Source organism: Arcicella sp. GW822-FHT02H01, assembly GCF_058802005.1.
Genome location: NZ_JBXANT010000001.1, coordinates 2,644,491 through 2,669,601 on the forward strand (window position 1 = coordinate 2,644,491; position 25,111 = coordinate 2,669,601).

General features: G+C 36.0%; 21 protein-coding genes. 13 read left to right on the top strand and 8 right to left on the bottom strand.

Annotated features, from left to right (window positions below):
• Positions 1-2 precede the first annotated feature (2 nt).
• The 5 genes from wecB to AC1RNE_RS11325 all read left to right on the top strand — a co-directional run bounded on the left by wecB (position 3) and on the right by AC1RNE_RS11325 (position 6,525).
• On the top strand, positions 3-1,103 hold the full coding sequence (gene wecB, locus AC1RNE_RS11305) for a non-hydrolyzing UDP-N-acetylglucosamine 2-epimerase (protein ID WP_492801068.1): 1,101 nt from the start codon (positions 3-5) through the stop codon (positions 1,101-1,103).
• 268 nt (positions 1,104-1,371) lie between these two features.
• Positions 1,372-2,073: a hypothetical protein gene (locus AC1RNE_RS11310; protein ID WP_492801069.1), complete on the top strand. Its 702-nt coding sequence runs from the start codon at positions 1,372-1,374 to the stop codon at positions 2,071-2,073.
• Between the two features lie 33 nt (positions 2,074-2,106).
• The gene (locus tag AC1RNE_RS11315) at positions 2,107-3,837 is read left to right on the top strand and encodes a hypothetical protein (protein WP_492801070.1); all 1,731 of its coding nucleotides are present in this window, start codon (positions 2,107-2,109) and stop codon (positions 3,835-3,837) included.
• 254 nt (positions 3,838-4,091) lie between these two features.
• A complete protein-coding gene (locus AC1RNE_RS11320) occupies positions 4,092-4,793 on the top strand; it encodes a hypothetical protein (protein WP_492801071.1) in 702 nt (233 codons plus the stop codon).
• A gap of 31 nt (positions 4,794-4,824) precedes the next feature.
• Entirely contained in the window at positions 4,825-6,525 is a 1,701-nt protein-coding gene (locus tag AC1RNE_RS11325) for a hypothetical protein (RefSeq protein ID WP_492801072.1), read from the top strand.
• Between the two features lie 90 nt (positions 6,526-6,615).
• On the opposite strand, the gene AC1RNE_RS11330 is transcribed toward AC1RNE_RS11325, so the two are convergent.
• Positions 6,616-7,341 carry a pyridoxine 5'-phosphate synthase gene (locus tag AC1RNE_RS11330; RefSeq protein WP_492801073.1) on the bottom strand — a complete coding sequence of 242 codons (726 nt, stop codon included), beginning with the start codon at positions 7,339-7,341 and terminating at the stop codon, positions 6,616-6,618.
• Between the two features lie 213 nt (positions 7,342-7,554).
• Between AC1RNE_RS11330 and AC1RNE_RS11335 the strand changes: the two genes are divergently transcribed.
• The 3 genes from AC1RNE_RS11335 (at position 7,555) to AC1RNE_RS11345 (ending at position 9,986) form a co-directional block, all read left to right on the top strand.
• Positions 7,555-8,007 carry a GatB/YqeY domain-containing protein gene (locus tag AC1RNE_RS11335; protein ID WP_492801074.1) on the top strand — a complete coding sequence of 151 codons (453 nt, stop codon included), beginning with the start codon at positions 7,555-7,557 and terminating at the stop codon, positions 8,005-8,007.
• Between the two features lie 112 nt (positions 8,008-8,119).
• The gene (locus AC1RNE_RS11340) at positions 8,120-8,629 is read left to right on the top strand and encodes a CvpA family protein (protein ID WP_492801075.1); all 510 of its coding nucleotides are present in this window, start codon (positions 8,120-8,122) and stop codon (positions 8,627-8,629) included.
• Between the two features lie 19 nt (positions 8,630-8,648).
• On the top strand, positions 8,649-9,986 hold the full coding sequence (locus AC1RNE_RS11345; protein ID WP_492801076.1) for a dihydroorotase: 1,338 nt from the start codon (positions 8,649-8,651) through the stop codon (positions 9,984-9,986).
• Between the two features lie 124 nt (positions 9,987-10,110).
• Here the strand turns inward: AC1RNE_RS11345 and AC1RNE_RS11350 are convergent, their stop codons facing one another.
• From AC1RNE_RS11350 to AC1RNE_RS11370, 5 genes are all read right to left on the bottom strand, one after another.
• Positions 10,111-10,788: a hypothetical protein gene (locus AC1RNE_RS11350; RefSeq protein ID WP_492801077.1), complete on the bottom strand. Its 678-nt coding sequence runs from the start codon at positions 10,786-10,788 to the stop codon at positions 10,111-10,113.
• 282 nt (positions 10,789-11,070) lie between these two features.
• Positions 11,071-11,865: an indole-3-glycerol phosphate synthase TrpC gene (gene trpC, locus AC1RNE_RS11355; protein WP_492801078.1), complete on the bottom strand. Its 795-nt coding sequence runs from the start codon at positions 11,863-11,865 to the stop codon at positions 11,071-11,073.
• Between the two features lie 15 nt (positions 11,866-11,880).
• Complete coding sequence (trpD, locus tag AC1RNE_RS11360; RefSeq protein WP_492801079.1) at positions 11,881-12,867, bottom strand: anthranilate phosphoribosyltransferase; 987 nt, start codon at positions 12,865-12,867, stop codon at positions 11,881-11,883.
• A 51-nt stretch (positions 12,868-12,918) separates the two neighbouring features.
• Entirely contained in the window at positions 12,919-13,485 is a 567-nt protein-coding gene (locus AC1RNE_RS11365) for an anthranilate synthase component II (protein ID WP_309921626.1), read from the bottom strand.
• 212 nt (positions 13,486-13,697) lie between these two features.
• Entirely contained in the window at positions 13,698-15,122 is a 1,425-nt protein-coding gene (locus AC1RNE_RS11370) for an anthranilate synthase component I family protein (RefSeq protein WP_492801080.1), read from the bottom strand.
• A 375-nt stretch (positions 15,123-15,497) separates the two neighbouring features.
• Between AC1RNE_RS11370 and AC1RNE_RS11375 the strand changes: the two genes are divergently transcribed.
• Positions 15,498-16,220 (top strand): DoxX family protein, encoded by a 723-nt coding sequence (locus tag AC1RNE_RS11375; protein ID WP_492801081.1) that lies wholly within the window; start codon positions 15,498-15,500, stop codon positions 16,218-16,220.
• Between the two features lie 78 nt (positions 16,221-16,298).
• Here the strand turns inward: AC1RNE_RS11375 and AC1RNE_RS11380 are convergent, their stop codons facing one another.
• Entirely contained in the window at positions 16,299-16,649 is a 351-nt protein-coding gene (locus AC1RNE_RS11380; protein ID WP_492801082.1) for a winged helix-turn-helix transcriptional regulator, read from the bottom strand.
• Positions 16,650-16,739: 90 nt separating this feature from the next.
• On the opposite strand from AC1RNE_RS11380, the gene AC1RNE_RS11385 reads away from it, so the two are divergent.
• Complete coding sequence (locus AC1RNE_RS11385; protein WP_492801083.1) at positions 16,740-17,558, top strand: SDR family oxidoreductase; 819 nt, start codon at positions 16,740-16,742, stop codon at positions 17,556-17,558.
• A 64-nt stretch (positions 17,559-17,622) separates the two neighbouring features.
• Here AC1RNE_RS11385 and purB read toward each other — a convergent pair whose 3' ends face one another.
• The gene (purB, locus tag AC1RNE_RS11390) at positions 17,623-18,969 is read right to left on the bottom strand and encodes an adenylosuccinate lyase (protein ID WP_309921614.1); all 1,347 of its coding nucleotides are present in this window, start codon (positions 18,967-18,969) and stop codon (positions 17,623-17,625) included.
• Positions 18,970-19,224: 255 nt separating this feature from the next.
• On the opposite strand from purB, the gene AC1RNE_RS11395 reads away from it, so the two are divergent.
• The 3 genes from AC1RNE_RS11395 to AC1RNE_RS11405 all read left to right on the top strand — a co-directional run bounded on the left by AC1RNE_RS11395 (position 19,225) and on the right by AC1RNE_RS11405 (position 25,041).
• Positions 19,225-20,265, top strand: coding sequence for a sensor histidine kinase (locus AC1RNE_RS11395; RefSeq protein WP_492801084.1), 1,041 nt, complete (start codon positions 19,225-19,227; stop codon positions 20,263-20,265).
• Between the two features lie 296 nt (positions 20,266-20,561).
• Entirely contained in the window at positions 20,562-20,981 is a 420-nt protein-coding gene (locus AC1RNE_RS11400) for a hypothetical protein (RefSeq protein ID WP_492801085.1), read from the top strand.
• Between the two features lie 187 nt (positions 20,982-21,168).
• Positions 21,169-25,041: a T9SS type A sorting domain-containing protein gene (locus AC1RNE_RS11405; protein ID WP_492801086.1), complete on the top strand. Its 3,873-nt coding sequence runs from the start codon at positions 21,169-21,171 to the stop codon at positions 25,039-25,041.
• The last annotated feature ends 70 nt before the right edge of the window (positions 25,042-25,111 follow it).

Genomic DNA, 25,111 nt, shown 5'->3' on the forward strand with positions numbered 1-25,111 from the left:
TTATGATAAAAATATTAAACATCGTTGGTGCAAGACCAAACTTTATGAAAGTAGCACCTTTGCACCGTGCTTTTGAACAACGCCCAGAGATTGAATCGAAAATTGTACACACGGGTCAGCATTTTGATGCCAAGATGAGTGATGTTTTCTTCGAGCAACTTCAAATGCCAAAGCCTCATTATTTTTTGGGCGTTGGTGGTGGTTCCCATACAGAAGTAACAGCCAAAACGATGCTTGAATTTGAGAAGGTTTTATTAGCAGAAAAACCCGATTTAGTATTGGTAGTAGGTGATGTCAACGCAACATTGGCTTGTACGTTAGTGGCTATAAAATCACATATTCCTGTAGCCCACGTAGAAGCAGGTTTAAGAAGTGGCGACCGTGCGATGCCTGAGGAACTCAACAGAATCTTAACCGATAGCGTATCAGAATATTTATTTATTACTGAGCAGTCGGGTGTGGATAATTTAAAGCATGAAGGCGTACCCGACGAAAAAGTATTTTTTGTAGGCAACGTGATGATTGATTCGTTGGTGCATTATCTAGAAAAAGCGAAGCAAACGAGCGTGCTGGATGATTTGAATCTGCAAAAAGATAGTTATGCAGTAGTGACCATGCACCGCCCTGCGAATGTGGATACACCAGAGGGCTTAGAAGCGATTTTGAATGTTATCGAAGATACTACTCGTTATAAAAAAGTGGTGTTGCCAATTCACCCACGTACGGCTAATAATTTCAAGAAATTTGGTCTGTCTGAAAGACTTGAAGCTATTGAAGGCTTAGTTTTAACTGAACCACAGGGATATTTAGAGTTTTTGCAGTTGATGCAAAATGCCACCATTATTATTACAGATTCGGGAGGTATTCAAGAAGAAACTACTTTCTTACAAATCCCTTGTTTGACTTTTAGGGATTCTACCGAAAGACCTATTACGGTTGAAATCGGTACGAACCAACTTTTAGCAGATTTAAATCCTGTAACAGTTCATGAAAAGTTATTAGAAATTTTAGCAGGAAAAACTAAAAAAGGACAAATTCCTCCCCTTTGGGACGGACATACTTCTGAAAGAATTGCCGATATTTTAATTGAGAAATTAGCGTAAAAATAAGTGCTTTAGTGAATTGGTTGTAACACACCTAATTCACTAAAGCACCATTTATTATCAATCCGTTTTTATTATCAAATCACTTCTCTTCTTCCTATCACTCAACTTAGGAATTATTGTCATCAAATACCTAGCACTAGGTATTTTTTTCCTTAAAGGAAAGCTCTTATCTACCATATAATAAAAAAAATCAGCAACATATTGCCAAAGAATAAAAACAAATTATCTTTATCATTATTCTTAAACTCCATAAAAATTCACTTTAATGAAATCAAAAACTACTGCTAGTTTTTTGCTTTTTTGTTTGTGTTTAATCAGTAATGCTGTCTTTAGTCAAGATGTTACTACTAACCCTCCAAAAGCAAAAAAAACACTTCACAAACTAGGTCTATCATTAAACCTTGGTACAACACCAGGTATTGATTTAGCCTACGCATTAAGTCCAAAAGTAACTGCCCGACTAGGCTTTGCTTATTTCAAATACAATGTCAATACTACTGCTAAAACTTCTGAAGAAGAAGTAAAATTAGGCGGAGATGCAGACCTTGCAATGGCGGGATTATCTTTTGAATACCATCCTTTCAAAAAAAGTAGCTTCAAACTGTTTGGCGGAGCATCTTATATTGATAAAGGAAAAGTTTCGGTGGTCGTAACGCCAACAGGTACATATACTTTTGGTAGTACAACATTTACTCCTGATGAAATTGGCAATGTTAAATTCTCTGTTGATTATGGAAAAAACATTGCGCCATTTGCAGGAATAGGCTTTGGACGTACTATTCCAAAAAGTAGAGTAGGCTTTGGATTCGAGTTGGGTACTTATTATACAAAGACTCCTGTGGTAACACTGACAGGTGAAAAAAGATTGAGTAGCATGAGCGAACAACAAGCTAAAGTGCAAGAAAACATGAAAGATTGGCATTATTGGCCAGTTATCAACTTAAGATTGGCTGTTAGATTAGACTAATCGAAATCATTTAAACTTTATTATTTTAATAAAATGAAAACAACCTTTACCTCTGTTTTTCGTCCAATATTATATATTTTGTTTGGACTTACTATAACTCTTGCTTGCCAAAAAATCAATCCATTAGATGGCGTTGAGTTGACAGTGAATGAAGAAATCGCAGTTTCTCCTATTCTAGTGCAATTTGCCAATGCCAATAGTAGTGGTACACAATTACCTGATTTTAATGTAACTATAAGTGGAGCAAATGCCAACTTAGTTCGTATGGACGGAGGAGCGACATCATTTCGTTCTCAAGGAGGTTTTTTACCATTATATCTTACATCAGATGCACACCCTTCTGCTTCAAACCCATTGAAGTTCAATATCTATGCAGAAATCCCTGGTTTTTCTCCTATTTCTCAGTTAGTAACAATCACTTCTGATTCTGTAAAAACTGTTGATATAACAGCTATTGAGATGTCAAAACCTGCTGATGGTACTTCTGTTTCAACAGCAACTATTGCTGTAACAGGTGGAACTGTAACTACTCCGCAGACAATAAAAACTGCAAGTACTGCTACAATGGCAGAAACAACTACTATCACCTTGCCAGCTGGTACACAAATTCAGGATGCTAATGGCACCCCTATTAATGCAAATCAGGTTTCAACTGCCGTAGTTTATTATGACCCTAGCTCGCCTACCTCTTATAGTGCTTTCCCAGGTGGGTACAGCCCGACCAATGTAGTAGATGCAAACGGACAACAAATTAATAATGGTCAGGGTGTACAGTTTATGTCTGCTGGCTTGGTTTCAATTAATATGAATGCAGGAAATACGGCTGTAAAAAAATTCTCTCAGCCAATCACTGTATCAATGGAACTTGACCCTAATACTACTAATGCTGTAACTGGCGATAATATAAAAGCAGGAGACATAATACCATTATGGAGCTTAAATGAACAAACAGGACAATGGAAAAGTGAAGGAAATGTTACTGTAAAAAGTGTAAATGGAAAACTAATTACCGATTTCCAAACTACACACTTGTCTTGTTTTAACTTAGACTGGGATATATTCTATGGTATACCAAGTTGTAATAACTCATTAAAAGTTACTCTTAATATTGGTGCTGGGAAATCAGGTGTATATGATGTTGCTTTAGTAACCCCTAACAATCAATATTTAGCGGCAGCCCACTATGTAAACATTAATCAGGAAAAAGTGATAACTTTTCCTAGAGTTCCTAATATCAAACAAGCGAAAGTTGTCATTTCAGCATTTAACCTTTACTTATATCCTAAACTTCCTATATTAGCAGAAACACCATTGTTTGCTCCATGCTCACAAGGCGCTATAACGCTAAACTATGGTGCACCAGCTCCTCCTACGTATATTAACCTAAATGTTACTATAAAAGGAAGTTGTTCTAATAAAAATGTAACCGTTTTACCAACAGGTTGGTACAATATTATTGACAAAACCAATAAGGATGCTGGTTTACCAAGCACCATTAACGTTTACATAGCAAATGGTCAAGTTACTCAAATCATAGGTGGTACATTCACTAAAACGGGTTCTGTATATAGTACTAAACTTGTTAGTGGTCATACTTATTATATTCAAAATAATTATAATAACAAACTTTATACCTCGCCAACATTTGTTATCTCTAATGCCAATATTACATTAACAGGTAGTGATGCTTCTGGTAAGGGTGTTTATAATTCTCAAACAAATACAATAGATCTTGCTGTATCACTCAATATAAATTGTAATTAATTCAGGTTTTCGGATTATCTTATTTACATACATAAAAAAACCACTCAAAATATGAGTGGTTTTTTTATGTATGTAAATAAGTATAGCTATCCGTATTTTATCTAAAAAACAACACATATTTATGCACGTACCTCAAATATAAATCTCTTTAAATCAATCAGATAACAAATAATAAAATATACGAAAAGTTTTATGCTTATAAAAATAAAAGTACCTTTACTATTATTATCTCTCCTTAACAAATAATACCTATCATGCAAACAAAAACTACCGCTAGTTTTTTGCTTCTTTTGTTGTGTTTAATCAGTAATGTTGTCTTTAGTCAAGATGCCACCACTAACCCTCCCAAAGAAAAAAAGACTCTTCACAAGCTAGGGCTATCATTAAACCTTGGTACAACACCAGGTATTGATTTAGCCTACGGACTAAGTCCAAAAGTAACTGCTCGACTAGGCTTTGCTTATTTCAAATACAATGTCAATACTACTACTAATGCTTCTGATGAAGAAGTGAAATTAGGTGGTGATGCAGACATCGCAATGGCGGGACTGTCTTTTGAATACTTCCCCTTCAAAAAAAGTAGTTTTAAACTGTTTGGTGGGGCATCGTATATCGACAAAGGGAAAGTTTCTGTAGTTGTAACACCTACTGGGACTTACACCTTTGGTAGTACAACCTTTACTCCTGATGAAATTGGCAATGTTAAATTCTCTGTTGATTATGGAAAAAACATCGCCCCTTTTGCAGGAATAGGCTTTGGACGTACTATTCCAAAAAGTAGAGTAGGCTTCGGCTTTGAGCTAGGCACTTATTACACAAAGGCTCCTGTGGTAACCTTAACAGGTGAGAAAAGACTCAGTAGTATGAGTGAACAACAAGCCAAAGTACAAGAAAACATGAAAGATTGGCATTATTGGCCAGTTATCAATTTGAGACTAGCCATTAGACTCGACTAATCGAACATTATTAAACCTTATTCTTAAAGAAATGAAAACACTACTTACCTCTTTATTTCGTCCAATAATATATATATCACTTGGACTTACACTCGTATTTGCTTGTAAGCAAATCAACCCATTTGAAGGCGTAGATTTAACAGTAAATAGCAATATCTATAAAGCTCCTATCTTGATTGAGTTTGTTGATGCCAACAGCAATAGTACAACTTTGCCAAAGGATTTAACAGTGACTATTTTAGGCCCCAACAAAGACCTTGTTTTGACCGACCAAGGAGGAAAGGATTTCAAGGTTGCAGGAAATTTACTTTCTTTGGTTCTAGCTAAAAATGCAAATCCTACAGAAAATGCTCCTATTGAATTTACGGTGTCGGTAAAAGGTACGAATTATGCCCCGACTAATTACACAATTACCATTATAGATTTTTCAAGTTCTACCTATACTGTGCCACTTACCAACCTTTCAGCACTACCTGATGGTGTAAAATCTGTTGCCAAAACAACATCATTGGCTACAGGTGAAACGATTGTGATTCCTGCAAGTATCGATAAACCTGAAGTTGCCAAAATTACCATTGCTCCGGGCACACAAGTACTAGATGAAAATGGAGCGGTAATCAATGCAACAAGTGTAAACAGTAATATCATTCAGTACGGAACTGGTACGGAAGACGCTTTTAATGGTTTTCCTAATGAAGGCGAAGCAAATACCGTTAAATTTAAAGATGGCACTACAGACCAAGCTTCATTTATCACAGCTGGTTTTGTTGATATCGAAATGACAGCAGGCGGGAAAAGTGTAAAAAGCTTTTCAAAACCTTTAGATATGTCACTTTCTATACATCCTGATTTGATAAATCCAGATACCGATGAACTTGTAAAAGTAGGAGACCAAATTCCAGTATTTAGCTATAATAGAGACAAAGACGAATGGACAGAAGAAGGTGATGCAACTATTACTAAAGATGCGAGTGGAAATTTAATTGCAAATTTTAAAGTACCTCATTTATCTAGTTGGAGCATCTCTTGGAGGTTCAAAGGTAAGAGTTGCGGAAGTAAAACTTATACTGTAGCCTTTAAATCTAATGTCAGATATCTGTCATCAACGTATTATATTAGGGTATCTATTACGAAAGCAGGCAAAACTGTCTATACCAAGAAGTATTCTCAGTTTCCAATACGTTATGATACACAACTAAAGTTTAAAGCCAAAAATGTAGCAAAAGGGTATAAAACAATTATGCGTTTATACAGCAGGTCAGGTAGTTTAATTTATACCAGTAGTTTTGATGCTTGTACTGAGAAAAAAGTTACGATGGTTATAGTTATAAAGGTTCCTAATATAGTAATACCTCCAAATCAACCGAATCCTGATGATTATGTTGCTACAACTGAATCAGATGCTATTAAAGTTAATCTAGATTTTACAGCCGCTTGTACTGACAAAAGTGTAAATATAAAACCAACGGTCTGGGTGAAGTTTGTTGATGCGGCAGGAGGAGAACAGTTAGTGAATGTAGTAGAAGGTAAGGCCACACTTGGTATGAAAAAAAATGAGAAATACCAGATAACGGCAACTTACGATGGAACTAACTATTCTGGTGAAATTACCCTTAATAATGGTACGGCAACTATAGTATCGCAGGCTGGCTTAACAGGTTCTTTCCCAATTAACCCAACTACAGGAGAAATAGATGCTACGCTTGTTTATCCTTTAAATAGTTGCAAATAGCCAATAGATTTTAATAAGTTTATTCATACAAAAAGCGTTTCGAGAGATTAGTTTCGAAACGCTTTTTATATTTTAAATAAGTACCAACCCTTAATCCACCGCCTTCGTCTCTCTCAAGTACAACTGCACAGTATTCTCTAAACCAAGATAAAGGGCATCGCAAACTAATGCGTGACCGATGGATACTTCTAAAAGGTTGGGGATATTTTGCTGGAAGTATCGTAGATTATCTAAACTTAAATCATGTCCTGCGTTTAGTCCTAAGCCCAACTCATTGGCTCTAATGGCAGCAGTGACAAAATCACGGATAGCCGATTCTCTGTTGTTGAAATAATGTTCTGCATAAGGTTCAGTATAAAGTTCGATTCGGTCTGTACCTGTTTCTTTTGCCCCTTCTACCATCCTGACATCAGCATCTACAAAGATGGAAGTTCTGATACCTGCTTCTTTGAATTGAGCAACTAAATCAATCAACTGACTTTTGTATTTTACAGTATCCCAACCTGCATTAGATGTCACTGCCCCTAAAGCATCAGGTACTAAAGTTACTTGAGTTGGTTTATTGGCTAACACCAATTCTACAAACTTTTTCTCAGACGGATTTCCTTCAATATTAAATTCCGTAGTTACCACTTCCTTTAAATCGAATACATCACGATAACGGATATGGCGTTCGTCTGGGCGTGGGTGTACTGTAATACCTTCTGCACCAAAACGTTCGCAATCTAAGGCTACTTTTACTACATTTGGATTATCGCCTCCTCTTGAATTTCTTAAAGTAGCAATCTTATTGATATTAACACTTAATTTAGTCATACTGAAAAATGATAAAAGCTCCGTATTTGTTTATTTTACCTCCATCATAGATAAAATACTGATACACGAAGCCAAATAACTGATAACTGTTTTAGTACCTTTGTAAAAAGAACATTTATCCAAATAATAATGTTCTGTGAATGGGCCAAAGATACGTATTTTGAAAAAGAAACATTTTCAAAATTACATATTTTCAAAATCTCAAATAAAATCATGTCATTAAAAACCAATATTGAAAGCGGCATTAAAGATGCCATGCGTGCAAAAGACCAAGACCGTCTTCGCACTTTACGTGCTTTAAAAGCATTAATTCTGTTAGAAGAAACTTCTGGAAACAATGTCAGTGGTGACTTATCAGCAGACGTTGAATTAAAATTATTGACAAAAGCTGCTAAACAGAGAAGAGATTCTTTAGATATATTTACAACACAAGGACGTGCGGATTTGGCTGAAAAGGAACAAATTGAGCTTACAATTATCGAGGAATTCTTACCAAAGCAATTAACAGAAGACGAACTTCGTGCTAAATTAGAGGAAATCAAAGTACGTGTTGGTGCTTCTGCGCCGTCTGATATGGGTAAAATCATGGGCGTAGCTACGAAAGAATTAGCAGGTTTAGCTGACGGTAAAGTAATTTCTGCGATGGTGAAAGCCATTTTGAGTTAGTTTTTGCATAACCTCATCCCCCAACCCCTTCTCCTTCAGAGAAGGGGAGCAGACTTTAAGCTCCCCTCTCTGAAGGAGAGGGGTTGGGGGTGAGGTAACATATCTCGTATCTATGCAACCAATCGATATTTTCATACTTCTTCCAACCCTCTGGGGAGCTTACATTGGTTATCAACGAGGCATTATCATTGAAATCATTTCTATCATCGCTTTCGTAATTTCTGTCATCATTGGTTTTCGTACATTAGGGTTTGCTAGCGACCTTGCTTCGCCTTATATGAGCAATAGCGTAACTAGCAAAATCATGCCTTATATTGGTTTTGGGGCAGTTTTCTTTCCTATTGTTTATCTCATTAATAAGCTAGGCTGGACCTTACGAAAATCTATCCGTTATACCGTTTTAGGAAATTTCGATTCTTTTGCGGGTGCTGTTGTCGGAGCCTTCACATGGGCTTTTGGTATCAGTATCTTCATCTGGTTAATTACAGCCATTGGCATTAAAATTCCCGCAAGTGATGCTGAAAAAGTTTATCTTTACCCACTGGTACAGCCACTTGCTCCAAAAGTAGTGGAAAAAGCCATCGATATAGTACCCAAACAAATTGATAAATTAAGCAAGTAAATTTGAGCCTGATTTAAGGATGAACACAATACTTATTTTGAATGCCCAAGTAGTTAACGAAGGCAAAATTCAATCAGCAGACGTTTTTGTAAAAGACGGATTCATTGAAAAAATTGATAAAAATCTATCTGGTTTAACTGCCGATACTGTCATTGATGCTAAAGGCAAATATCTTTTCCCTGGCGTAATTGATGACCAAGTACATTTTCGTGAACCAGGACTTACCCACAAAGCCTGTATTCATTCAGAAGCACGTGCTGGTGTAGCAGGCGGTGTTACATCCTTTATGGAAATGCCTAATACTGTTCCCAATGCTTTGAACCAAGATTTATTGGCTGATAAATACGATATTGCTACTCGTACGTCTTTGGCGAATTACTCATTTTACATGGGGGCATCTAATGATAATATTGAAGAAGTACTGAAAACCAATATCCAGAATGTTTGTGGCATTAAGGTTTTTATGGGTTCTTCAACAGGCAATATGTTGGTAGATAATGAGAAAACATTGGAAAATATTTTCTCTAAAAGTCCAATGTTGATTGCTACCCACTGCGAAGACGAAGCAACGGTTCGTGCTAATACAGAGATTTACAAACAACGCTTTGGCGATAATCCACATCCGAGAGTTCACCCCGAAATCAGAAATGTGGAGGCTTGTTATAAATCGTCATCAATGGCCGTTGAATTAGCCAAACGTCATAATGCTCGTTTGCATATTTTACACATTACTACTGGTGAGGAAACAGCATTATTTACGAATGATATTCCTTTAAAAGAGAAAAAAATTACAGCGGAGGTTTGCGTACATCACCTTTGGTTTGATGCCCGCGACTATGAAACCTTGGGTAATCAAATAAAATGTAACCCTGCCGTAAAAGCCGACGGACATAAGCAGCAATTGTTAAAAGCGTTGCTAGACGATAGAATAGACGTAATTGCTACCGACCATGCACCGCATACGTGGGCAGAAAAACAACATCCTTATTGGTCATCGCCATCAGGTTTACCTTTGGTACAACATCCTTTGAATTTGATGTTGGAGTTTTATAAAGAAGGTAAAATTTCGTTAGAGAAAATCGCAGAAAAGATGTCGCACGCTGTGGCAGACTGTTTTCAGATTGCAAAAAGGGGTTATATCCGCGAAGGCTATTGGGCTGATTTAGTGTTAGTAGATTTGAATGAAAGTACTACAGTTACCAAAGAAAATGTTTACTACCAATGTGGATGGTCACCATTAGAAGGACAGACTTTACATTCAAAAATTACCCATACAATCGTTTCAGGACATTTAGCTTTCCAAGACGGTACATTTGACGAAAGTGTTACTGGTAAAAGAATGTTGTTTGAAAGGTAATATTTGCTTTAGGCAATAGGCTATAAGCTTTAGGCATTTTGCTTGGGGCTTACTGCTAAGATTACATTATTTAAGAGTATTCCCAAATGTCGTTATCATGGCTATAATGCTTATAGCCTATTGCCTAAAGCTTCTTATTAGCCTTCTCCATATAATATCTACGAGTTCTTCCGATAATTATTCCACCTATTACACCTGGGGCAATCCAAACGACTAAACTTGGAATATAAGGAGGATTGTTTACTACCAAAAATGCCGTTACGGTAGCAATATAAGCACCACCCATTCTGGAAATATGGTTTTGAAACCAATATCTTGCTTGTACAGCTCCCGTATTATTTACGATTTTCTTACCTGAGAATACCCTTAAATCTTCCGTTGCCATCAATAAAGAAAATACCCCGAAAAGATTAAATAAAATGGCATAGAAAGTAATTCCTTTTTGATAAGCCATTATGCCAAAAGCCATCATTCCGAAAGCACTGATAACGGTTAAGATAGCACCAAACCAGTCAACAAATTCAGGTTGTAGGTTTTTCTTCATACGTATTAGTCTCGCTCCCGTGAAAGTATTATAAAAACTAAAAACGGCAATACCTGTCAAGAAAATTAGGCGAAATTCCATTTTAAAGCGCATCAAAGCAGTTAACGCTACCAAGAACATCGCCCAGTAAAATACATTGCCCCAAAACACATGAGCCTTTCCTCCTTTTTTGGCAAACATGGGTACTAAACCAGTTGTTAAAGCCGTAAACCCTGCAACGATATGAACATACAATGCCATTTTTAAAACTATTTCCATTTTAGTATTCGGTTTGTGTTAAATGCTTGTTTTTTGATTGGTTCAAAATTAGCGCTTACAAGCAAACCGATAAAATTCTTGGGAAAACGAACAAGATAATGGGATATTTGGCAATAATAGGGAAGTTTTAAGCCTGTTTGGGACATTTGACAAAGCTTAATGGGAGTATAATAAGGGAGAAAAGCCGACTTTTCTATTAGCGGGTGACTTAAGTCACCCGCTAATAGAAAGGGATTTTGAGGAAATATTATTTTAACAACATTGCATCAGAGAGAAAAGATTTTAAGCCCTTACTTCGTCAATCAATGTTTTCAAAGCCTCCGCAGGATTATCGGTTTTCATAAAAGTTTCACCGATTAAAAATCCTTTGTAGCCTACTGTCTTTAATAATTTAATCGTTTCTGCCTGTGAAATACAGCTTTCAGAAATCTTGATACATTCAGCAGGAATTTTTTCGGCTAATTCCAATGATGCATTTACATTTTGTTCTGCAAAATTTTTGAGGTTACGGTTATTGACACCTACTACATCAATATACTGATTCAAACTACGATTTAATTCTTCTTCGTCATGGATTTCTAATAATGTTTCCATGCCTAATTCTTTCGTCAGTTTTCCTAAGTCTTGTATACGTTGGGGTGTCAAATTTGCCGCAATCAAAAGGATTACATCTGCCCCTAAAGATTTTGCTTCGATGATTTGGTATTCATCTATCATAAAATCTTTACGAATCATCGGAATTGTCGGATTGGTACGACGAGCTTTGAGAAAATCTTCGCTAGTACCTCCAAAAAATTCAAAGTCTGTCAATACCGATAAGCAAGCCGCACCCACTTTTACATAACCTGCTGTTACGTCCTCTACCGTTACATTTCCATTGATGATACCTTTTGAAGGCGATTTTCTTTTAAATTCAGCAATGATTCCTGAAGATGCAGGATTAAGCAAACTTGTTTTTAAGGAATTATTCGTTTTGGCAAAAAAGCCACTTTTTTCTAATTCTTGAATAGAAACTTGCTCTTTGCGTTGGGCTACTTCCTGTGCTTTATGGGCGATAATTTTATCTAAAATAGTCATTTGTATCTAAATATTTTACTGAATAAATTGCTTAAAACCCGCCAAGGCTTTACCACTTTCTAATGATTCTTTGGCCTTCAAAATAGCATCTGGTAAGCTCAACATATTATCTGCACAATATAAAGCCGTAGCTGCGTTGGCAATTACAGCTTCTGTTTGGGCTTTAGTGCCTTTGTTTTCAAGAATATTGATTAATATTTTAGCCGATTCTTCTACCGTACTTCCTCCATGTAAATCTTCTTGCTTACATCTTGTAAAGCCCAACTGTTCGGGTGAAAAAGTTTCTTCTCCTTTTATAGTAATCAATTTAAAATCTGATGTCAACGACACTTCATCGTAGCCATCTAAGGCATAAATTACCCCATAATTTTTATAAGATTTTTGAAGTAATTCCCCATACAATTTCAATACATCTAAATTATAAACGCCTGTGATTTGCTTTTGCACTAAAGCAGGATTCAAGATTGGCCCAAGCATATTAAAGAACGTTTTCATGCCTAACTCTTTGCGAATAGGGCCAACAAAACGCATCGCTGGATGAAACAATGGCGCATGTAAAAAGCAAATCCTTGTAGTTTCTATTTTCTGACGAAGATAATCGATGTCATTACTGAATTTTACCCCAAGATATTCTAAGACTGTTGAAGAACCGACTGAGGAAGACACGCCATGATTACCATGTTTTGCCACGCTCTGACCAGCCCCTGCTACTACAAAAGATGCCGTAGTAGAGATATTAAAGGTATCTTTTCCGTCACCACCAGTTCCGCAAACATCCATAGGGTCGTAAGCAGAAAGGTCTATTGTAAGGGCTAATGCTAACATGGCATCACGAAAACCCGCTAATTCTCCTGAAGTAATGGGATTCATCATATAGGTAGTCAGAAAAGCTGCAATATGGCTATTATTGGCTTCGCCTCTGGCTATGATTCCCAAAGCGGTTTGGGCTTCTTCTTGGGTTAGAGCGTTACCTTCTGTTCTTTTTTGTAAGTAAATTTTCATACTAATTCGCTGTTAGCAATGGGTAATCAGCTATGGTTTATTTTTTTCGTATTAGATTTTGACCCAATTCTCTACCATTTTCACCCCATATTCGGTCAGGTAAGCTTCGGGGTGAAACTGTACACCTCTTACATCATAAAGCGAGTGTGCTTCCGCCATTACATAACCTTGTTCATCTAGTGCTGTTACTTTTAATTCAGCAGGCATGGTCTCCTTTACGACCGTCCATGAGTGATAGCGACAAACGTTTACTTCATTTGGTACTCCTTGGAAAAGAATCTCTGATGGCTCTGTAATGATACATTTAGTCGTTACACCATGCAATACATCGCCCATGTTGTGCAATTTTGCACCAAAGGCTTCTCCAATGGCTTGATGCCCAAGACACACTCCAAAAATAGATTTTGTGGGTGCATATTCACGTATGACATCTAATAAAATACCTGCTTCTTCGGGAATACCAGGGCCAGGTGAAAGCAATATTTTATCGTATTTACCTACCTCTTCTAATGAAATCTTATCGTTGCGGAATACATCCACTTGATTGCCTAAATCTTTTAAGATATAGACTAAGTTATATACGAAAGAATCGTAATTATCAAGGACTAATATTTTCATGGTTGTATTTTTTAGCTATCAGCTTTGAGCTATGAGCCTTGAGCTTTAAGTTGCATTTTTATTTTAGAATAAATATTGTTAGCTAGCAGAAATCGGCTATCAGTCGTCGGCTGTGTGCTTTTTTGCTTTTTATAACAAGAAGTGTTCTTTTATTTGAATTGTAATTTTTAAAACCCGACGACCGAAATCCGACTGCCGAAATCCAAAATCTATTAAATTCCCTCCGCCATATCCAAGGCTTTTCTTAATGCGCCTAATTTTAATTTGATTTCTTGCATTTCGTTTTCAATCACCGATTTGGCTACTACACCCATTCCTGCCTGATAATAAAGTGTATTGTTTTTACTCATGAAAGTACGAATAGCGATAGCATGATTAAAGTTTCCTACAAAATCCATGTAGCCAATTGCTCCACCATAAATATGACGATTCACGTTTTCTAAGCGGTTAATAATACTCATGGCATTGTGTTTAGGAGAACCAGAAAGTGTTCCCGCTGGGAAAGTATCTGCTACTAATTGTAGTGGATTTGTACCCACAGTCATTTTGCCTGTTACCTTAGAAACCAAGTGGATAACGTGTGAATAAAACTGTACTTCTTTAAAAGTTTCTACCTTTACTACGTCAGAGCTTCTTGATAAATCATTTCTTGCTAAATCTACCAACATTACGTGTTCAGCAGATTCCTTAGGGTCAGCTAATAATTCACGTGCCAATTCTGCATCTTTTTCATCATCGCCCGTTCTTCTAAAAGTACCTGCAATAGGATGAATTTCTGCCATTCCATTTTTTATGCCGATTTGTTTTTCGGGCGATGCACCAAAAATTCTATATTTTTCATAATCGAAATAGAACATATACGGCGACGGGTTGATAGAACGCAAAGCACGGTAAACTTGAAAATCGTCTCCTTCAAAAGTACGACTAAAACGACGAGAAGGTACTATTTGAAAAACATCTCCACGCAAACAGTGTTTGATACACTCTTGGATAATTACCCGCATTTCATCATCCGTATAATTGGTAATTTCCTCTCCCGTTAATTTGAATGACTTTGTAGCATAATGAGGCATACTTAAAAGCATTTCCAGTGATTCAAGCCCTTTTACACTATCCGTATTTTTTCTTTTCTCTCCTTCATATTCATGTTCGTATAGGAACATCTCATCTTTAAAATGATTGATGGCTATTACATAACGATAAACATAGTAAATGATAGAAGGCATTTCTGTGTTTTCGTTTTTCTCCTGTATTTCAATATCTTCGAAATATTCTACGGCATCATAAGCAATATGTCCAAACATACCATTAGCCATTGGGGCATAATCAGGTTGACGTTCCCATTGAAAACGATTGGCAAAATCCATCAAGGCTTTTACGGCATCCTTGCGGTGATTCAGTCTGAAAGTTTCCGTTGTACCATCTGGAAAAGTTTGGGTAACTACATCATTATCGACAATAATACTTGCTACAGGGTCGCAAGCAATATGGCTATAACCATGTTCTTTCCCGTGATAGTCGGCACTTTCTAAAATAACCGAATTCTTGAACTTATTACGCAATTTCAGAAAGATTCCAACGGGCGTAATGGTATCGGCTAAACGTTTCTTTTGGGTTGTTTTTACTGAAAAAGTCATGCTTAATTAGTGATTGTTTGAAAGAGCAAAACAAAAAAGGCTTACTGGTTGAACAGTAAGCCTTTCGTGAAGAAAAATATCTTTATCGAAAATACATTATGATTCTGTTCAACGGACGTTTGCCAGTTGCCACCACCATGAAGTATTTTTGAATGTTGTTGTCATTTTTGTGCATTTGATTTCACAAACTTAGTATTTAAAAATTAGATTCAAAAAATATTGTAGAAAAAATTATGGAAATGAGATTTCAGAAAGCTTAATGTATTGTTTTTCTTCACACATTTGAGTCATAAAAACATCTTTGTTCACACAAAAGTAATTGGGAGCAATTAAAAATAAGTACATTTGAAAGCTAACTAAAACGTTTAAATACACATGAATATCTCTGCAAAAATTGACCAACTACATTATCAGGCAAAGACAAATAAATGGCTTCGGTATTTTACTATTTTTAATCGCATTGCCTTGGCTGCGGGGTTTATTCCTTCGGGTTTTGTGAAAATTATAGGGGAGAGATTTACGTCATTATCTGTGAATCACCCAATGGGAAATTATTTGGAGGCACTACATCATACAGGTTATTATTACACATTTATTGGCGTTGTGCAGGTAACGGCTGCCTTCTTATTGCTAATTCCACGAACCGCAACCCTCGGCGCTGTACTTTATTTTCCCATCATTTTAAATATTACTATTTTATCATTTGCCGTGCGTTTTGATGGCTCTCTTTTCTCTTCTCCCTTAATGGTATTGGCTAACTTGTATTTGCTTTGCTGGGATTACGACAAATTAAAATACATCCTTCCTTTCAAACACCCAACTACAATACCAAGTAACCTGTCCAAAGACTATACTGTGAACAATAAGTTTCCAATTGGCTTTTTTGCAGGTGCTTTTACTACTGTTGTGGTATTAGGATTAATATTGTTTAATCTTTATGAGATAAGACCTTTCAACACATTAGGAGATTGTCAGAACCAATGCAAGGATAGTAGTAATCCCGAGGCGTGTGAAAAATTTTGTGATTGTATTCATACGCAAGGACAGCCCCTTGAAAAATGTTTAGAAGAATATAATAGCGCTAAGGCAAAGCTGTGAGCCGTAAGCTATGAGCAGTGAGCTTTGAGCTAAAATTAAACCTCCGTTGTTCTTGGTTTTACCCTTCTCCTTATATCATTAATCCTTCATGATATATGCTCGGTGTTGTTTGCCCCATTTTATCATTTCTAGAATGATTGGCCCAAACGATTTACAATAGTCTGTCGATTCATATTTAACAGAAGTTGCTGAATCCTCAGATACTGTTCTTTTGATAAGTTTGTTCAATTCCATTTCTCGCAATTCCCTCGACAACATCCTTGTGGTAATATTCGGAATACTCCGTTGAATTTCCCGATAACGGTTGTTACCATTGCAAATAGCATTAATGATGGGCAAGCGCCATTTTCCACCCAGTACGTATATAGTATCTTGTAGTGCCTGTATTTCTTCTTTAGCGTTTCTTCCTCCTTGCTGTGCTGTTGCCATGATTATTTGTATTGGTATACTCTATTATACTGGTTACAAAGTTATACCAAATGGTGATTACTTTTGCGATGTAAACAAAAAAATAAAGCAATGACTAAAACAATTTTTATTACGGGAACAAGCTCAGGTTTGGGCAAAGCAAGTGCCATATATTTTGCTGAACAAGGATGGAATGTAGCCGCAACAATGCGCACGCCAGAAAAAGAGACGTTACTCACGCAATACGATAATATTCAACTATTCAAGCTTGACGTAACTAACCTTGAACAAGTAAAAACATCTACAGAACAAGCCATAGAAGCCTTTGGAAAAATAGATGTGGTAGTAAACAATGCTGGGATGGGCACTTATGGGGCTTTGGAACTAGCCAAAGAAGAAGATATTGACTGGCAGTTTGCCGTAAATACAAGAGGGCCAATCAATGTTATCAGAGCATTTTTACCGCATTTCAGACAACAAGGAGAAGGAATGTTTATTAATGTAAGTTCGTTTATGGGTATCACTACCGCCTTACCGCTAGGGTCGTTATATAATATGTCAAAATTTGCTTTAGAGGGTCTAAGCGAAGGGTTGTATTATGAATTAAAATCACTGAATATTGATTTACGTTTGATTGAACAAGGAGGGTCTACCGACAATAATTTTGTTGAAAACATTAGATGGAATAATAACCCTGAAATTACAGCTTATGATGCTTTAACAAAAAAATTAAATAATGCTTTTGCCAATGTAGATGATAGCATGAAAGACAAAACGTCGGACATCGTAAAAGTAATTGCAGGGCTTGCCAACCGAGAAAACAATGCCTTTAGAAATGTAATAGGGAATGTTGGAAATGGTTTGATGGCTTTAAGAAACTCCATACCAATTGAAGAGTATCTTGAAAAAATATATGCCCCTTTTGCATAGATTTTATAGAATCGCAGATTTGACAACTTTCAAAAAAGTTGTCAAATCTATTTACTTGTTTAGATTATTCCAATACACCCACATAGTTGAATGGCGTAATTCTTCTTAATTCATATTTTACTTTATCACTGATTTCTAAACTATCGATAAATTCAGAAATCGTTTTTTCTGTGATTTTATCATTCTTACGTGTCAATGCTTTCAAGGCTTCGTAAGGTTGTGGATAGCTTTCTCTTCTCAAAATCGTTTGAATTGCCTCTGCAACAACCGCCCAATTGTCTTCCAAATCAGCATTGATGGCTTCTTGATTCAATTCTAATTTATTCAAACCACGTAGTAAAGCCGTCAAAGCAATTAATTGATGACCAATAGGTACACCCAAATTTCTTAATACCGTTGAGTCTGTTAAATCTCTTTGTAAACGAGAAACTGGCAATTTTGCGGCTAAAAACTCATACAGTGCATTAGCAATGCCCACATTTCCTTCAGAGTTTTCAAAATCAATCGGGTTTACTTTATGTGGCATTGCTGACGAGCCTACTTCCCCCGCTTTGATTTTTTGTTTGAAATAGCCCATCGAAACATACGTCCAAACGTCACGGTCTAAGTCTAACACGATGTTGTTCAATCGTTTTAAGTTATCCATTAAGGCCGCTAGGTTATCATAATGCTCTATTTGCGTCGTGTATTTACTGCGAACTAAACCTAATGAGCTTACAAATGAATTACCGAATGCAATCCAATTGTTTTCTGGGTAAGCTACGTTGTGTGCATTGAAATTTCCTGTTGCTCCGCCGAATTTTGCCGAATATGGAATCGTTTTCAATAAATCCATCTGGCGTTCCATTCTTTCTACAAACACCATAAACTCTTTACCCAAGCGTGTAGGCGAAGCAGGTTGTCCGTGTGTATGTGCTAACAATGGTACATTTTTCCATTCTTCAGCCAAGGCCTCAATCTTAGCAATTACTTCTTCTAATTTTGGCACTAATACTTCGTTCATTGCTTCTAACAAAGACAATGGAATGGCTGTATTGTTAACATCCTGAGAGGTAAGTCCAAAGTGAATAAATTCTAGGTATTCGTTGATACCGAATTTATCTAGTTTATGCTTGATAAAATATTCAACCGCCTTTACATCATGGTTCGTTACTTTCTCGGTTTCCTTAATCCAAAGGGCATCTTCTTCAGAAAAATTAAGATAGATGTCGCGCAAGGCAGAAAATAAATCTTTATTGATTGATTCTAATTGAGGCAAAGGTATTTCGCAAAGTGCAATAAAGTATTCAATTTCAATACGAACACGATATTTGATCAATCCAAATTCAGAGAAAAAAGGAGCAAGGCTTTCTACTTGCTTGCGGTAACGCCCATCGATGGGAGAGATTGCGGTTAATTGATTGAGTTGCATTTTTAATGAGTGATTGAGTGATTGAGCCATTGAGTGACGATTCCAACTCAAAATTCAATCCCCTCAAGATGTTTAAGGAAAAGGCAAAGGTACAAAAGAATTATTGAGCTACGATTTAGGAAATCATTTTCGTATTCATTTTCATAAATTTAATACGAATTATCGCTAAAAAACACCAAACTTGCATATTGATTGATGCTTTTATTACTTTAATTGAGCACAAATTATATTTTTAAAAACGAATTCGGCTTTGTCATGCTTCTGAATCCCAAATTGTTAGCTACTTTATTGGCTATCGTTATTGCAGCATTTATTACTTCTTTCCTTTCTTTTCTGCCTGAATCGAATGGTAATGTTTTATTTGTCAGTTTTGTTGCTTCGTTGATTGTAGCAGGAATTCTTATCTACTTCGTATTAGATTATTTGGTTTTTCAAGAAATCAACAAGATGTATGATTCTATCAATCGTTTAAAAATCAAAGATTTTGGTGTCACTCGAAAGAAGTTATATAAAAACAATAACCCATTGAAGAAACTGAATGACGAGCTGTTTGTATATGTATCCAAAAAAGAGCAGGAAGTAACCGAACTTAAGCGTCTGGAAAAGTATCGTCGTGAATTTCTGGCGAATGTTTCACATGAATTAAAAACGCCGATTTTTGCTGCACAGGGCTTTGTACACACATTGTTGGATGGTGCGATGGATGATGAAAATGTTCGTGAACGCTTTTTGATAAAGGCGGCTAAAAGTTTAGATGGACTGGATATTCTGGTAAAAGATTTATTGACGCTCTCGCAAATGGAAACAGGCGACATCAAAATGCACCGAGAGCGAGTGGATATTAAACAAATAACCAAAGAAGTATTTGAACAGCTAGAAGGCAAGGCGAAAGCGAAAAACGCTACCTTACAAATTAAATCGCCACAGCCACTCGTTTGGGTAAAAGCCGATTCGCAACGTATTGGGCAAGTGATAACAAATTTGGTAGAAAATGGCATTAAATACGGCAATGAAAACGGAACAGTCATTGTAAATTTTGAAGAAGATAAAAAAGACTGGAAAATATCGATTAAAGACAACGGCCCTGGTATCGCTCCAGAACATTTAAATAGAATTTTTGAGCGATTTTATAGAGTAGACAAAGCCAGAAGCCGTTCGGATGGTTCATCTGGCTTAGGCTTAGCCATTGTAAAGCACATTTTAAATGCCCATAGAACCAAAATTTCAGTAGCCTCAAAGCCTGAAAAAGGCACAACTTTTTCGTTTAAGTTAGAGAAATCAGAGGTTGTGGCTTAGGTATATAAATTTATTATTTTTCAAACAAGAATCCTTTGTTCTGCTCTTAACGAGTAAAGAACATTATCCTTATATTTCAATAAAAAAACACCTAAAAACTTATTTCATAAGCATATTTATTGTATATTAGAGGTAATAATGTAGCTACGTAGTTCACCGACACCAAGATACCTGTTTTGCCTGTCTTTTTATCCCCTTTTAAAAAATTTAATGGATTACTCATCAACAGTTCTATATACTGATGAGGTAAATATCATTATGCTTAAATTTTAACAACCTAAATTTTATCATGTAACATGAAACGAAGAAAATTTCTTGGTATTCTTGCCATATTGCCACCTATACTTTTTTCCTGCGGGAAAGATGAATTCCCCAATCGTCCAACTATTATTACAGGAAAAGTAATTGACGAAAACAATATGCCTGTCGTTGGATTAAAATTTCAATTTGGAGAATATTATTTAAAAGGCATTTCTCCTATTCCTACCTTCTCTACAACTGGAGAAACCAATAAGGATGGCATTTATACTATTTCATATATAGTTCCTAGTGGAGATACCGTATTTAAACCATTAGGTGATATAAACTATGATTTAACAACTCAATATAATATTTACGTTTGGAAAAATAATAAATATGAGCAAGTGGGAAATCCAGTCGGGCCAATAATCTACGGAGAAACAAATACTTTTAACTTTCAGCTTAGAAAAATATAAATTTATGAAAACAAAAATCTACTATTCCCTATTTCTTGTAGGGATAAATATTTTATTACTATTTTTTCTTTCTTTTAATTCCTACGCCCAAAGTGACAAAGAGACAAAAGAAGCCCTAGCAAAAATAGACACCTCAAGTTTTAAAGGGAAAGGATTTCTAAACAAAGCACAGTTCATAAAGTCAATTTTGGCTCCCCTACGGTCTCAATCTAAAGAAAAAGATAAGGACGGCACCTCTATTTTAAATTTAAATACAAGGTATTTTAATCTACTTACTACTATTGTAGCCAATGCTGATCTAAACGATAAACCCAAACCGAAAAAGATTGAGACAATCCAAAAGTTCTCTCGGGACCAAATCACTGAAAGTAATATTATTCCCATTGGTATTATCAATGCTGATGCCCTTTTATTGACAGAGGCTCAGATAAATGATAATATTAAGGCTAAAAGTGAGAATAAGAAAGCCGATTCAAAAGATTATGAAAATGTTGAAATAATTGCAACTGGATTACTTCAGGGAGAAATCTTTCAAGGTAATGTGAATTTTCAGATTAGTCCAGACTTAGTTCAAAGTAATATTAATAATAAAATTGAGCATATAGAAATTGATTTTCAAGATGGCAAAGGATATAGATTTTTTGAATTTAAAGAACAGCTAATTCCTTATCAGTTCACAACGATTGGCGATGTTGCGATTGCAATAAAACTGGTAACCAAGCGAGGGACTTTTTTAACTTATAATATATTAACAATACATCAATTAGAGCGTCCACAGCCCTACATGAGTAAGAAAACTGTAAATGCTATAAAAGTAGTTCAAGAGTCTATCAAAAGTGGACGAGTTGAACAAAATGTGGTAGGAGGAGAATATCAAATATATACAGGTTGCGATGGCGTATTTGATAAACCGATTATTATAGCAGAAGGGTTCGATATCGGCCAAGACGTTAACATTAGTGATTTGGTTGCCAAATATTATCCCTATCTCTATGCTTTTCGTAACCATGGATATGATTTAGTATTTGTTAATTATTCTGATGGTCGTGACTATATGCAGAACAATGCAGAAGTTTTAAAAAGAGTAATAAATGAAGTTAATAGTCAGAAGGTAGGAAATAACAAGCTAGTAGTGATAGGCGAAAGTATGTCTGGATTAATAGCAAGATGGGCATTACGTAGTATGGAAAATGCAGGGCAAACACATAATGTTAGCCATTATATAGCATATGATACCCCTCATCAAGGTGCCAATGTTCCGCCAGGATTAGTTGCTCTTGGACGACAATTTTATGGTCATACAGGAAATTTTTCTCCTTCAGCTTGGTTACTAGCACCAGAAGTACAAGCAATTTACTCCCCAGCAGCAAAACAGCTGTTAATTCATCAAAGTTCAACATTGGAAAAAGACCCATTATTTGACTCTTTCCGACAGGATTTAAACAATTTGGGAAATGGCGGTTATCCAAACCAAGGAGGCATTAGAAATATTGCTTTAGTTAATGGCTCTTTAAGTGGCACTCCTAATGGTAACTATACTAATGGTACTTTAAATCCAGGAGATAAGATTTTAGATGTTGATGTTGTAGGTATTCTCTGTAATAGTTTTATAGATGCTTGGACAAATCAGGTAGGACAAAACACTAAAGTATATGATGGAGATGCTTTTGGAGTTTGTGTCATTTCATTTAGCTCATCTTATGTCAATTTTAATCGGAATCTTGATAGAACTCCTGGTGGGCGTACAGTTATGGGCTTAGGATATGGATTTCCGGTTTATAGTACTACCAATCCAGCTTTTAGTTTTGTCCCAACTTTTAGTTCGATAGATTATCGGGGGTCATTAGTTAATGATAATGATTATACTTTCCCTATTAGAGGTTCTATTGTTAATGCATCAACTTATCAAACAATTAATACAAGCTTGACTCCATTTGCCGCTATTTATGGTAACGATTATAATGACGAGCATACTATAATAAGACGTGATCAAGAAGCATTAAATACGTTAGCACTTAGAGAGAATTTCGGCATTACAAATACTGAGGCAGTATTAGCGAATTGTTCTTTACCTATTCCATCTGTAGTTATGCAGACAGGAACCTATTTTAAGGTAGGCAGAAAAAATAATGTTCTTCCAAGTACGCTATGTAAAGTATCAAGAGGCTATAAATTTACACCACCAATTATGACTATTGATCTTATAATACCAAATAGCAATACAACAAGTAACTACGTACAGTCTATAAGAATTACAGGTGGAAATTTATCCAGTCCACTTATTTTACAAGTAAATTCGTGGAATATGGCAACATTTAATTACACGAATTTATCTACTGGTACTTATACAATTACTACAGTAAGAAGATTTTATGGGAGTAATACTCAAGAGTCAACGAATTCAACTACAATACAAATTTCAGGTGGTTGCAGACTAGAAGCAGGTAATTGTCCTGAAGATAATGAAGAGGGAGCTGAAATAGGAATTTTAAATGATGTAAATCTACCATGCTATGCTAGCAAATATAATGGTATTTGGGTAGCATCACTTGAAGATGGAACATTTATATCCCGAAGTAGACTAATTGCAAATGGAATGAATACCACTGCTGCTAATTGTTTTGCAGAAACTGATCCAAGTAGTAATGTAAATAATTGCAATTATACAGAAGGGCAATTATTAACAGATTGGTTTGGTGAACTTGTAAGAGCCTACAAATGTGGTACAAAATGGTATGCCATGGCTGATGGTGGATTATTTAAACCAAAATCTTGGCTAGAAGCTACTGGTTTTTCAACATCAGCGAGCAGTTGTTTTGAACAAGAAGATCCTCGCCCTGTAGGTTGTGCAGCGGGAACATGTACTTCTCCAACACCAACAATTACAGCAAATCCAACTAGTATAACTACTGGGCAAAGTGTTACATTAACAGCAAGTGGATGTAGTGGAATAATTACTTGGAATAACGGAGCAACAGGCATTTCTAGAGCAGTAAATAGTGCAGGAACTTATACTGCTACCTGTACAAATTCGGGATGTAGTGTTAGTAGCTTAGCTTCTATAACTGTATCATCTGCAACTGTAACTAATTGCAATTACACAGAAGGACAACTCCTAACAGATTGGTTTGGTGAAATTGTTAGAGCATATAAATGTGGCACAAAATGGTATGCTATGGCTGATGGTGGGTTATTTAAACCAAAATCTTGGTTAGAAGCTACTGGGCGATTTTCAACATCAGAGACCAATTGTTTTGAACAAGATGACCCTCGTCCAGCAGGTTGTGCAGCAACATGCACTTCACCAACACCATCAATTACAGCAAATCCAACTAGTATAAGTGCTGGACAAAGTGTTACATTAACAGCAAGTGGATGTAGTGGAACTATTACTTGGAATAACGGAGCAACAGGCATTTCTAGAACAGTGAATAGTGCAGGAACTTATACTGCTACTTGTACCAATTCGGGATGTAGTGTTAGTAGCTCAGCTTCTATAACTGTATCGTCTGCAACTGTTAATTGCAATTATACGGAAGGGCAATTCCTAACAGATTGGTTTGGTGAAATTGTTAGAGCTTATAAATGTGGCACAAAATGGTATGCTAAATCTGACGCAGGGTCATTTAAACCAAAATCTTGGTTAGAGGCTACTGGGCGATTTTCAACCTCAGAAAGCAATTGTTTTGAACAAGATGACCCTCGTCCAGCAGGTTGTGCAACAGGTAATAGTATTTCTATTAATAATCCTAGTAGTAGAAAGGCTATTATTTCAGAAACACTTGACGCTTACCAAAATCAGGAAACTAGTGATAGACTTATTGTGTCTCCTAATCCTACAGATGGAAAAGTAAAAGCTGAATTTAGTATAGCTGAAGCACAAGCTATTCGTTTATCTGTAATTGATATTCAAGGAAAAATTATTAGTATTCACGACAAAGATGCTGATATAGGATACAATGTATTGGAATTAGATTTGCAACATCTGGCCTCTGGTACTTATTTAATTCAACTACATTTAGGAAACAAACAATTGGTAACTAAGATTATTAAATTATAATAGTTGATACGTCATAAATTTCGACCAAATTTATTTTAACAAAAAAATCCACTTAGTCTTAAGTGGATTT